Origin of the sequence: Pseudomonas kairouanensis (genome assembly GCF_004682055.1) — a bacterium.
Taxonomy (GTDB): Bacteria; Pseudomonadota; Gammaproteobacteria; order Pseudomonadales; family Pseudomonadaceae; genus Aquipseudomonas; species Aquipseudomonas kairouanensis.
Genome location: NZ_QUZU01000010.1, coordinates 39,027 through 51,130 on the forward strand (window position 1 = coordinate 39,027; position 12,104 = coordinate 51,130).

9 protein-coding genes are annotated in these 12,104 nt (G+C 61.6%); 8 read left to right on the plus strand and 1 reads right to left on the minus strand.

Annotated features, from left to right (window positions below; all coding sequences use genetic code 11):
• Positions 1 to 94 precede the first annotated feature (94 nt).
• The 6 genes from DYL59_RS10570 (at position 95) to DYL59_RS10595 (ending at position 9,188) form a co-directional block, all read left to right on the plus strand.
• Positions 95 to 2,545, plus strand: coding sequence for a glycogen/starch/alpha-glucan phosphorylase (locus DYL59_RS10570; protein WP_135289135.1), 2,451 nt, complete (start codon positions 95 to 97; stop codon positions 2,543 to 2,545).
• A 132-nt stretch (positions 2,546 to 2,677) separates the two neighbouring features.
• Positions 2,678 to 5,698 carry a DUF2339 domain-containing protein gene (locus DYL59_RS10575; RefSeq protein WP_135289136.1) on the plus strand — a complete coding sequence of 1,007 codons (3,021 nt, stop codon included), beginning with the start codon at positions 2,678 to 2,680 and terminating at the stop codon, positions 5,696 to 5,698.
• Positions 5,698 to 7,038, plus strand: coding sequence for a DUF3999 domain-containing protein (locus DYL59_RS10580; RefSeq protein WP_135289137.1), 1,341 nt, complete (start codon positions 5,698 to 5,700; stop codon positions 7,036 to 7,038). Before DYL59_RS10575 ends, DYL59_RS10580 begins: the two co-directional genes overlap by 1 nt.
• Before the next feature lie 109 nt (positions 7,039 to 7,147).
• Positions 7,148 to 8,158, plus strand: a complete 1,011-nt coding sequence (locus tag DYL59_RS10585; protein WP_003237460.1) for a class 1 fructose-bisphosphatase — start codon at positions 7,148 to 7,150, stop codon at positions 8,156 to 8,158.
• Positions 8,159 to 8,333: 175 nt separating this feature from the next.
• A complete protein-coding gene (locus DYL59_RS10590) occupies positions 8,334 to 8,588 on the plus strand; it encodes a hypothetical protein (protein ID WP_122305425.1) in 255 nt (84 codons plus the stop codon).
• A 30-nt stretch (positions 8,589 to 8,618) separates the two neighbouring features.
• Positions 8,619 to 9,188, plus strand: a complete 570-nt coding sequence (locus tag DYL59_RS10595; RefSeq protein ID WP_135289138.1) for a lipocalin family protein — start codon at positions 8,619 to 8,621, stop codon at positions 9,186 to 9,188.
• A gap of 78 nt (positions 9,189 to 9,266) precedes the next feature.
• On the opposite strand, the gene DYL59_RS10600 is transcribed toward DYL59_RS10595, so the two are convergent.
• Entirely contained in the window at positions 9,267 to 10,631 is a 1,365-nt protein-coding gene (locus DYL59_RS10600; RefSeq protein WP_135289139.1) for a formimidoylglutamate deiminase, read from the minus strand.
• Positions 10,632 to 10,778: 147 nt separating this feature from the next.
• Here DYL59_RS10600 and hutC point away from each other — a divergent pair, with 147 nt between their 5' ends.
• Positions 10,779 to 11,489, plus strand: coding sequence for a histidine utilization repressor (gene hutC, locus DYL59_RS10605; protein WP_374956525.1), 711 nt, complete (start codon positions 10,779 to 10,781; stop codon positions 11,487 to 11,489).
• On the plus strand, positions 11,486 to 12,046 hold the full coding sequence (locus tag DYL59_RS10610) for a HutD/Ves family protein (protein ID WP_135289140.1): 561 nt from the start codon (positions 11,486 to 11,488) through the stop codon (positions 12,044 to 12,046). Before hutC ends, DYL59_RS10610 begins: the two co-directional genes overlap by 4 nt.
• The last annotated feature ends 58 nt before the right edge of the window (positions 12,047 to 12,104 follow it).

The following is a 12,104-nucleotide window of genomic DNA, read 5'->3' on the forward strand; positions in this document are numbered from 1 at the left end:
AATGCGTTAAAAAAGTGCCGAACCAGAGCGGTCACCGTCTGTCAGACCGTCTAGGCTCTAGCAACTCCTTCTATCTCGCCCGAGGTCGCATTTGATGTCTCAGGAACCACTTGCACGAGAAGCAGAGGTAGCCGCATTTCGCGATGCCGTCTTGACCAAGCTCACCTATGCGGTGGGCAAGGACCCGGATCACGCCTTCGACCATGACTGGTTCGAAGCCATTGCCCTGGCCGCGCGCGACCAGATGGTCGATCACTGGATGGACCACACCCGGCGCATTTACCGCAAAGGCCAGAAGCGGGTGTATTACCTGTCCCTGGAGTTCCTGATCGGCCGCTTGCTCTACGACAGCCTGAGCAACCTCGGCGTGTTGGAGATCGCCCGTGAGGCCCTGGCGGAGCTGGGGGTCGACCTTGAACGCATCCGCCTGCTGGAGCCCGACGCGGCGCTGGGCAACGGTGGCCTGGGCCGCCTGGCCGCGTGCTTTATGGAAAGCATGTCGACCCTGGGCGTTGCCGGCCACGGCTACGGCATCCGTTATGAACACGGCTTGTTCCGCCAGGCGATTGTCGATGGCTGGCAGCAGGAGCAAACCGAGCACTGGCTGGATTTCGGCAACCCCTGGGAATTCGAACGGCCAGAGGTGGTGTACCCCATCGGCTTTGGCGGCAGCGTCGAAACCAAGCCCGACGATTCCGGCAAGCTGATCCAGGTATGGACGCCCAACGAAACCGTGCGCGCCATTGCCTACGACACCCCGGTGGTCGGTTGGCGCGGGGCCAGCGTCAACACCCTGCGCCTGTGGCGTGCCCGTGCGGTGGAAGACCTGCACCTGGAGCGCTTCAACGCCGGTGACCACTTGGGCGCCGTCGCCGAAGTGGCCCGTGCTGAAAGCATCTCCCGGGTGCTTTACCCCGCCGACAGCACCGAAGCGGGGCAAGAGCTGCGCCTGCGCCAGGAATACTTCTTCGTCGCCGCCTCCCTGCAAGACCTGATACGCCGCCACAAAAACATGCATGGCTCGGTGCTAAGCCTGGGCGAACACGCCGCGATCCAACTCAACGACACCCACCCGTCCATCGCCGTGGCCGAGTTGATGCGCCAGTTGGTGGACCTGCATGACATTCCGTGGGAAGCCGCGTGGGATGTGACGGTTGAAACCCTGTCCTACACCAACCACACCCTGTTGCCCGAGGCATTGGAAACCTGGCCTGTAGGCCTTATGGAACGCATGCTGCCCCGGCACATGCAGATCATTTACCTGATCAACGCCCAGCATATCGACTCGCTGCGGGCCAAAGGCATCCACGATTTTGACGTACTGCGTGCCGTGTCGCTGATCGAAGAAGACAACGGCCGCCGCGTGCGCATGGGCAACCTCGCGTTCCTGGGTTCCCACAGCGTCAACGGCGTGTCTGGTTTGCACACCCAATTGATGCGCAGCACGGTGTTCTCCGAACTGCACAAGCTCTACCCGGAACGCATCAACAACAAAACCAACGGCATCACCTTCCGCCGTTGGCTGTACCAGGCCAACCCCAAACTGACCGACATGCTGGTGGAAGCGTTGGGCCCGGACATTCTCGACAAGCCCGAACAGCGCCTGGTGGAGCTTGAACCCTTCGCCGAAAAGCAGGCATTTCGCAAAGCGTTCTCCGAGCAGCGGCTGCACAGTAAGCGTGCACTGGCAGACATCATCCACGAGCGCCTGGGCATTTCGGTGAACCCGGCGGCGATGTTTGATGTGCAGGTCAAGCGCATCCACGAGTACAAACGCCAGTTGCTCAACCTGCTGCACACCGTGGCGTTGTACCAGGCGATCCGTGCCGAGCCGGGCACCGACTGGGTGCCGCGTGTGAAGATCTTCTCGGGCAAGGCGGCGGCCAGCTATCACCAGGCCAAGCTGATCATCAAGCTGACCAACGACATCGCCCGCACCGTCAACAACGACCCCACCGTGCGCGGTTTGCTCAAGGTGGTGTTCCTGCCCAACTACAACGTCAGCCTGGCCGAAAGCATCATTCCGGCGGCGGATTTGTCGGAGCAGATCTCCACCGCAGGCTTCGAGGCCTCGGGCACCAGTAACATGAAGTTCGGCCTTAACGGCGCACTGACCATCGGCACCATGGACGGCGCCAACGTGGAAATGCACGAGCGCGTGGGCGCCGAGCACATGTTTATCTTCGGCCTCAGCGCCCAGCAGGTGGAGGCCCGCAAGCACGCCGGAGAATTCAACGCTGGCCAGGATATTGCGGCCTCCCATCGCCTTAACGATGTGTTGCAGGCGATCCGTGGCGGAGTGTTCTCGCCGGATGATCCGGGCCGTTATGTGGGGCTCATCGACGGGTTGATCGACTACGACCGCTTCCTGGTGTGCGCCGACTTCGATTCCTATTGGGATGCCCAGGCGCGGGTTGAAGCGCATTGGCATGATTCCAAGGCGTGGTGGCGTTCGGCGGTGCTCAATACTTCGAGGATGGGGTGGTTCAGTTCTGACCGGACCATTCGCGAGTACGCTACCGAGATTTGGAAAGCCCTGGAGTAGATCCCCTGTAGGAGCGAGCTTGCTCGCGAAAGGCGTCAACGATACCGCGTGCTTTCTGATGTAACGCGGTATCTTTGCGTTCTTCGCGAGCAAGCTCGCTTCTACAGCCCGGTTTGCTTAGGGATATCAACCATGCAATGGATTTTCATGCTGATTGGCCTCGCGCTCGGCTGGACGCTCGATGAGTCGTTCAGCGATGCCGGCATCGGTGCGCTGTTGGGCTTGGGACTTGGCCAAGCCATTCGCCTGTCGCAACTGTCGGCTCAGGCGGACAAACAGGCCCGTCAGTTGGAAACCACGCAGAAAGCGTTGATTGCCCTGGGTGATCGCTTGCAGCAGCTGGAAGTGCCTGCGCCCATCAGCAGCGTCATTGTCGAATCCCCCATTGCCGAACCAACCCCGGTCGCCAAGGCCCCCGACCTCGTCTGGGAGCTGCCTGCCGATTTGGCGCCCATTGCGATGGTCGCCGAGCCGAGCCAGCCACCGCCCAAAGCGCCTGCGCCCCCCCGTGGCCCCAACCTGATCGAGCGCGCCGTCAACGCTGCGCGCAACTGGCTGCTGGGCGGCAATACCGTACTGCGTGTGGGCGTGGTGCTGTTGTTCCTCGGCCTGGCGTTCTTGCTGCGCTACGCCACTGAAGGCATGGTGGTACCGATTGAAGTGCGCTATGCCGGGGTGGCGGCAGCCGCCATTGGCCTGCTGGGCCTGGGCTGGTGGTTGCGCAGGCGCAACGCCAGCTACGGCTTGATACTGCAAGGCGCAGGCATTGCGGTGTTGTACCTCACGGTGTTTGCGGCGATGCGTCTGCACCCGCTGATTGATCCGGGCGCTGCCATGGGCTTGCTGGTGGCCGTCACGGTTTTTTCAGCGATCCTGGCAATTACCCAGGACTCATTGGGGTTGGCCTGTGCAGCGGCGCTTGGCGGTTTTGCGGCGCCCATCCTGGTGTCTACCGGCGGCGGTAGCCATGTGGCGCTGTTCAGCTACTTTGCGTTGCTCAACGCCGGCATTCTCGCGATTGCCTGGTTCAAGGCCTGGCGCACGCTCAACGTCATCGGTTTTGTCGGCACGTTTGGCATTGGTTTCGCCTGGGGTACGCGCTCTTACACGCCGGAACTGCTGTGGAGCACCGAACCTTTCCTGATCCTGTTCTTCGTGATGTACCTGGCCATCGGCCTGTTGTACGCCCGCCGCAAACTGCTGGAGGCGGGTGAGGGCGACAGCCTGGGGGCGCAATTGCGCAAGGGCGATTACGTGGATGGCACCCTGCTGTTCGGCCCGCCGCTGGTGGGCTTTGGCTTGCAGTTTGCGCTGGTGCAGCACCTGGCATTCGGCGCTGCGTTCAGCGCGCTGGGCCTGGGCATTGTCTACATGGTCCTGGCGCGTCTGCTCAGTGGCGGGCGCGCTGCGCTGCTGGGTGAGACTTGCCTGGCCCTGGGTGTGATTTTCGCCAGTTTGGCGATTCCCCTGGGCCTCGATGCTCGCTGGACCGCAGCGGCCTGGGCTGTCGAAGGTGCGGGGATTTTCTGGCTGGGCATGCGCCAGCAGCGCACCGTCGCGCGAGCGTTTGCCTTGTTGCTGCAATTGGGTTCACTGCTCGCCTTCCTCAGCGAACTTCACAATAGCCAGGTCACTTTGCTAGCAGGTCCGCCATTGGGCGCCTTGTTGCTCGGCGCAGCGCTGCTGTTCAGCTTTTACCAAATTCACAACGCTGCGCCGGAACACACCCGTCATTGGGAGCGCCTCGGTGCTCCATGGCTTGCCACCCTGGGCTTGGGTTGCGCCTACCTGCTGGCGCCGTTGTTGTTTTCGACCCAAGGCAGTGTCATCAGCTGGGCAATTGCTGGCCTCGCGACGCTGTGGGCCGGCCAGCGCATCGGTTCGTCAGCCGTGGTGCGTTGTGGCATTGCCGTGCAAGCGCTGGCGGGCGCGTTGTTTGCGCTCGACCCGGTAAACAACGCATGGACGCCGCTGATCATTGCCTTGGCGGCGATGATCGGTGCTTGGCGCTTGCCCCGTGGCCGCCTGTCCGAGGGCCTGTTGGCCTGGGGCGTGGCCTGGTGGGCGCTGGCGGTGATCATTGAAGTGTGGCGTTCCGCGCCTGTGACCTTCCATGCTCCGTTGCTGCTGCTGGCGGCAGCGCTGAGTGCGATGATCTGGACGGCGCTGGCGTTGCGTTTGCGCTGGGCAGCGTTGGGCGTTGCCAGCACTTTGCTGATGCCCGCAGCGGGTCTGGTGCTGTTGGGCGCATGGACCGAGTACTACCACCCGGCCGCGCAGTTCGGCTGGCTGGCTTGGCTGGCGGTTTTCAGTGTGCATTTCATCTCGTTGCGACGGTTGGCGCCGTGGGTGCCGCAAGCCGTGTTGAGCGCTGCCCATGTGCTGGGCTGCTGGATGTTGATTGGCGTGCTGGCGCTGGAACTGCGCTACGGCCTGCTATCACTTTCGGATCAATACAACGCCTGGCGCTGGCTGGGTTGGGCGATCCTGCCAAGCCTGTATCTGGTGCTGGCTGGCGCGCAGCGCAGTTGGCCGTGGCCCGTGTCGGCGTATGCTCGGGAGTACCGCGTACTCGCCGCCTTGCCATTGGCGGTGCTGATGCTCGGCTGGTTCTGGCTCGCCAATACCTTCAGTGATGGCACCGCCGAGCCGCTGCCCTATGTACCGCTGCTCAATCCGCTGGACTTGGGATTATTGTTCGCGCTGCTGGGCGTGTACCTGTGGTCACGCAGCGTCGCGCCACAGCGCGAACAGATCGCCCAAGGTGTGGCAGGCCTCTCGCTGTTTGCGTTCTTCACGGCCTTGGTGATGCGCACCGCCCACCATTGGGGCGGCGTGCCCTTCCATCTGGAAGCGTTACTCGACTCGATGCTGGTGCAGGCCAGCCTGTCGATCGTATGGACCTTGATCGCCCTGGGCCTGATGATCGGCGGCCACCTGCGCCATCGTCGCGAAGTGTGGCTGATCGGCGCCGCGCTGATTGCGGTGGTAGTGGCCAAGCTGTTTTTTGTCGAGTTGAGCAACCGTGGCGGGCTGGCGCGGATCGTGTCGTTTATCGGTGTGGGCGGGTTGTTGCTGGTGGTGGGCTACTTCGCGCCGCTGCCGCCCAAGCGCGTTGAAACTGGCGTTGAAACTGAGGGAGCGTCGTCGTGATGGGCAAGCTGAGTCTGGCGGGGTTGGCGTTAGGCATGCTGTGTTCGGCAGTGTGTGCACAGGAAGCGCCGGCGGACTTTACGACCCAGGTTCCCCTGGTGGTCAGTGGCAACGGACCCTGGTATCGACTGCAGGTGCCTCTGGCGGTGCAATTGAATGCCCGTCAGGCCGACCTCGGTGATGTGCGCGTGTTCAATGCAGCGGGTGAACCCTTGGCCTATGCGCTGTCGCGCCAAGCGTCGCAACGCAGCGAAAACCGCAGCGTCACGGACGTGAAGTGGTTCCCGCTGTATGCCGCCGACACCCATGAAACCGTGCCCGGCGTGGTGATGAAGTCCACCACCGAAGGCACATTGCTGGAAATTCGCCCGTCTTCGACAAAGGGTCAGCAAGTGCTGCGCGGCTGGGTGCTGGATGCCAGCGCGATCAAGGCGCCGCTGCAGCAACTGACCCTCGACTGGAGCCATGAGCAGGACGGCTTCCAGCGTTTCAGCATTGAGGCCAGCGATGACCTGCAGCACTGGGAAGCCTGGGGCGATGGGCAAGTGGCGCGCCTGTCCTTTGCCGACGAGCGGGTGGAGCAGCATGACGTGAGCCTGCCTGGCCATCGCGCGCGTTACCTGCGCCTGGTGTGGCAAGGCCAGGCGGCGCCGTTGCTGACGTCGGCCAAGTTGCAGAGTGCGACCAACAGCCTTGCGATGCCGTTGGTGTGGTCGCAGCCCTTGGCGGGGGCGCGCCTCAAGGCCGGGGAATACCGCTGGCGGTTGCCCGCAGGCTTGAGTGTCGAGCGCCTGCGCATTGAGTTGAAGCAGCCCAACACCTTGGCGCCGGTGACATTGTCCGGTCGCCGGGACAGCCAGCAGGCTTGGCAGCCGCTGAGCAATGGCTTGCTATACCGCCTGACCCAGAACGGCCAGGACGTCGTGCAGGATCAATTGCAGCTCCCAGGCCAGACCGTCACCGAGCTCAGGTTGCAAGTGGATGAGCGCGGCGGTGGCCTGGGCGTCGACGCACCAGCCTTGCGGTTTGCCGTGCGCGCCTCGCAACTGGTGTTCCTGGCGCGGGGCGAGCCGCCGTTCACCCTGGCAGTGGGCAATGTGTCGGCCAAGGCGGCGAGCCTGCCGCTGTCGACCCTGATTCCTGGCTACAGTCCCGAGCGTCTAAAGGCATTGGGGCAGGCCAGGGTGGACGGTGACGTCGTGGTCACTACACCTGCGGCCACTGCGCAGGCCGGGACGAACTGGAAAAAGCTCGGGCTCTGGGCCGTGTTACTGCTTGGCGTGGCGGCCCTCGGCACCATGGCCTACAGTTTGCTGCGCAAGCCGCCGGTGGCACGTTAAATAAAGTCCATGAACTCTATTGGGTTTAAATCCTCTGATAGGAGGAAATACGCCCCGACTCGCGCTAAACTGCGCGGGTTTTCAAGCCCCCCATTCTCCGGAGCCTTACATGTCCCGCGTTACCTTGAGTCGCTATTTGATCGAGCAGACCCGCAGCAACAACACGCCTGCCGATCTGCGCTTCCTTATCGAAGTGGTGGCGCGTGCTTGCAAGGAAATCAGCCACGCCGTGTCCAAAGGCGCATTGGGTGGTGTCCTGGGCAGCATGGGCACCGAAAACGTGCAGGGTGAAGTGCAAAAGAAACTCGACGTGATTTCCAACGAGATCCTGCTCGAAGCCAACGAATGGGGCGGTCACCTGGCCGGCATGGCGTCCGAAGAAATGGACAATGCCTACCAGATCCCCGGCAAATACCCCAAAGGCGCCTACCTGCTGGTGTTCGACCCACTGGACGGCTCGTCCAACATCGACATCAACGCTCCAGTCGGCACCATCTTCTCGGTACTGCGTTGCCCGAACGAATACCTGAGCCAGAACGAAGCCCTGAACGAAAAAGCCTTCCTGCAGCCAGGTACCGAGCAGGTCGCTGCAGGCTACGCGATCTACGGCCCACAGACCATGCTGGTACTGACCCTGGGCGACGGCGTCAAAGGCTTCACCCTGGACCGCGAAATGGGCAGCTTCGTGTTGACTCACGAAGACATCACCATTCCTGCGTCCACCCAGGAATTTGCGATCAACATGTCCAACCAGCGTCACTGGGAAGAGCCGGTGACCCGTTACGTGGGCGAGCTGATGGCTGGCGAAGAAGGCCCGTTGAAGAAGAACTTCAACATGCGTTGGGTCGCCGCGATGGTGGCTGACGTGCACCGTATCCTGACCCGTGGTGGCCTGTTCATGTACCCACGCGACAGCCGTGAGCCGTCAAAGCCGGGCAAGCTGCGCTTGATGTACGAAGCCAACCCGATGTCCTTCCTGGTTGAACAAGCCGGCGGCGCGTCCACCGATGGTCACCAGCGCATCCTCGACATCCAGCCTGAGGGCCTGCACCAGCGTGTGGCGGTGTTCTTGGGTTCGAAGGAAGAAGTTGAGCGTGTGACCGCCTATCACAAGAAATAACGTGCGGCGATAGGTCATCCGCATTGTTGTGAGGCGGATCACCTTAAAAGAAGCCCCGAAACGTTTCAGCGTTTTCGGGGCTTTTTTGTTTTTGCTCGTCGGGAACCAGACACCTCTTTTCCCTTCTAAGCTTCTGGCAGATACCCACGCTGCTTTGTCCCTCCAGGAGTTTTCCATGTCGTTACGCCGTCTCGCTTTGCTGGCTTTTTGCGTGCTGTTGGCCGCTTGCAGCAAGGTCAACCAAGAAAATTACGCGAAATTGTCGGCCGGCATGGCCAAGGCCGAAGTGGAATCGCTGCTGGGTAAGCCGACCGATTGTTCCGGCGCACTGGGCATGTCCAGCTGCACCTGGGGCGATAAAACCAGCTTTATCAGCGTGCAATATGCCGGTGACAAGGTTCTGATGTTTTCCGGGCAAGGCCTGAAGTAAACCGGGGCGTCAGCCTGCGGGAGAAGAAGAATGATGCGTTTTGTTTTATACCTCTGCGCCAGCCTGTTTTTGGCAGGCTGCGCCAGCCATTCTGGCGATGATCTGCAACCCAAGACCGCCGGCAGCGTCAACCTCAAGCGTTACCAGGGCACCTGGTATGAGCTGGCTCGATTGCCGATGTACTTCCAGCGCAACTGCGCCCAGTCCGAAGCCCGGTACACCCTGTTGCCCGATGGCGACATGTCGGTGTTCAACCGCTGCCTGACGACTGAATGGAAGTGGGAAGAAGCCAAGGGTACCGCCACGCCGCAGGTGCCGGGCAAGACCGACAAGCTCTGGGTGGAATTCAACAACTGGTTCACCGCGCTGCTGCCGGGCGTCGCCAAGGGCGATTACTGGGTGCTGTATGTCAGTGATGACTACAAGACCGCGCTGGTGGGCAGCCCGAGCCGGCGCTACATGTGGATCCTGTCGCGCACGCCGACAGTCAGTGCCGACACCCGCGAAGACCTGCTGAGCAGGGCGCGGCAGCAGGGGTATGACACCACGCGGTTGATCTGGCGTACGTCGGACAAAGAGATGGCCAAGACTTCGCAATAATCCTGATTCAACGCAGACCAAAATGTGGGAGCGGCGGTGCGACGATTCGACTTGCTCGCATCGCCGCTCCCACAGTTTTTAACCGAGTAAGTCCTTTAAAACCTTTGTGAACGCCCGGCGGCTTTCTTCTTCATCGGCATGATGCCCATCCCGTACCACCCATTTCCCATTCACCAACACATCCCGCACCTGCCGATCCCCGCCCGCGAACAACCAGCGATTGAGAATCCCGTCTTCAGTCGCCGTCGCCAGGTACGGATCATTGCCGTCCAGCACCAGCCAATCCGCACGTTTACCCACTTCCAGGCGACCAATCGGCTGCCCCAACGCCTGGGCGCCGCCATCCAACGCCGCATCAAACAGCGTACGCCCGACCATCGGCTGATCACTGCGATACAGGCGATTGCGCCGTTGATCCCGCAGGCGCTGGCCGTACTCCAGCCAACGCAGTTCTTCCACCACGCTCAATGACACATGGCTGTCGGAGCCGATACCCATGCGTCCACCCTGGGCCAGGAAGTCCACGGCCGGGAAAATCCCGTCACCCAGGTTCGCCTCCGTGGTCAGGCACAAACCGGCAATCGCGCGGCTCTTGGCCATGCGCGCCACTTCATCCGCATCGGCGTGGGTGGCATGTACCAGGCACCAGCGCTCATCCACTTCAATGTTGTCATACAGCCATTGCAGCGGGCGTTTGCCGCTCCAGGCCAGGCAGTCTTCGACTTCTTTTTGCTGCTCGGCAATGTGGATATGCACCGGGCACGCCTTGTCGCTGGCGGCCAGGACGGCGTTGATCTGTTCGGGTGTGACGGCGCGCAGGGAGTGGAAGCACAGGCCCAATTGCTGCGCAGGCTGCGCGGCGAGGATGGGTTTCAACTGTGTTTGCAGGTCCAGGTAGTGGTCCGTGCTGTTGATAAACCGCCGCTGGCCGTCATTCGGCGCCTGCCCGCCAAACCCGGAGTGGGTATAGAGCACCGGCAGCAACGTCAGGCCGATCCCGCTGCTGGTCGCCGCCTGGCTGATCTGGCGCGACAACTCGGTGCGGTCCCCATATGGCTGGCCGCTGACGTCGTGATGCACGTAGTGAAACTCGGCCACCGAGGTGTAGCCTGCCTTGAGCATCTCGATATACAGCTGACGAGCGATGACCTGGAGTTGCTGCGGATTGATCTTGCCAACCATGCGGTACATCAGGTCGCGCCAGGTCCAGAAACTGTCATTGGGGTTGCCCGCAACCTCCGCCAAACCGGCCATGGCGCGTTGGAAGGCGTGGGAGTGCAGATTCGGCATGCCCGCCAAAATCGGGCCTCTGAGCCGTTCGGCACCCTCTGCGCTGGCATTGGCCGCAACCTGTGTCAGCAGGCCTTCGGCACTGACTTCAAGACGTACATCATTGGCCCATCCATTAGGCAGCAGTGCGCGTTCGGCAAAGAAAGCGGACATGATCAAGGCACCCCGGTCGTGTGTTTATTTGTATATACATATACAGACGTTTGCCTGCTCGGTAAACTCCGGCAATCTATGCATCTTTTCCCTCTGCAAGGATTCCCTGTGCCGACTCCGCCCGCCAACTCATCGCTGGCTGCCCACATGGACGAAAGTCCGGCGCCCTTGTATGCCCGCGTCAAACAAATGATCAGCCAGCAGATCCTCAACGGCAACTGGCCGCCCCATTACCGCGTCCCCTCCGAGAGCGAGCTGGTCAGCGAGTTGGGCTTTAGCCGCATGACCATCAACCGCGCCCTGCGTGAACTCACCGCCGAAGGCTTGCTGGTGCGTATGCAAGGCGTGGGTACTTTTGTTGCCGAGCCCAAGAGCCAGTCGGCGCTGTTTGAAGTGCACAACATTGCCGATGAGATCGCCTCTCGCGGTCATCGGCATACCTGCCAGGTTATCCACCTGGGCGAAGAGGCTGCCGGTTCCGAGCGTGCCGTGGCCCTGGAAATGCGCGAAGGCGGCAGGGTGTTCCACTCGTTGATCGTGCACTTCGAAAACGACATCCCTGTGCAAATCGAAGACCGCTTCGTCAACGCCCTGGTCGCACCGGAATACCTGCAACAGGATTTCACCCAGCAAACCCCCTATGCCTACCTGAACCAGGTTGCGCCGCTGACCGAAGGCGAGCATGTGGTCGAAGCGATTCTTGCCGACGCGTCCGAGTGCGCGCTGTTGCAGATCGAGCCTACCGAGCCGTGCCTGTTGATTCGTCGCCGTACGTGGTCGGGCCGCCAGCCGGTGACGGCCGCGCGTTTGATCCACCCCGGTTCACGCCACAGCCTGGAAGGACGTTTCAGTAAATGAGTGCAGTGAAAGTCTGGCGCGCCACCGATTACGTGCGCATGCCGTGGAAAAACGGCGGCGGCAGCACCGAAGAAATCACCCGTGACGCAGGCGCCGGGCTCGATGGTTTTGGCTGGCGTCTGTCGATTGCCGATATCGCCGAATCCGGCGGCTTTTCCACCTTCGCCGGCTACCAGCGGGTGATCACCGTGATCCAGGGCGCGGGCATGGTGTTGACCGTGGATGGCCAGGAGCAGCGCGGTCTGTTGCCGCTGCAGGCGTTCGCGTTCAAGGGCGACAGCCAGGTTTCATGCCGCTTGATCACTGGGCCGATCCGCGATTTCAACTTGATCTACTCGCCACAGCGCTATCACGCGCGGTTGCAGTGGATTGATGGCGAGCAGCGGTTTTTCACCACGGCGCAAACGGTGTTGGTGTTCAGCGTGGCGGATGAAGTGAAAGTGTTGGGCGAGAAGCTGGGGCATCACGATTGCCTGCAAGTCGACGGTAACACTGGCCTGTTGGATATCTCTGTAGCTGGCCGCAGCTGCATCATCGAACTGACCCAGCGCGATTAAAAAATGTGGGCGCGGGCTTGCTCGCGAATGCGGTGTATCAGTACCAGATGAGCTGGCT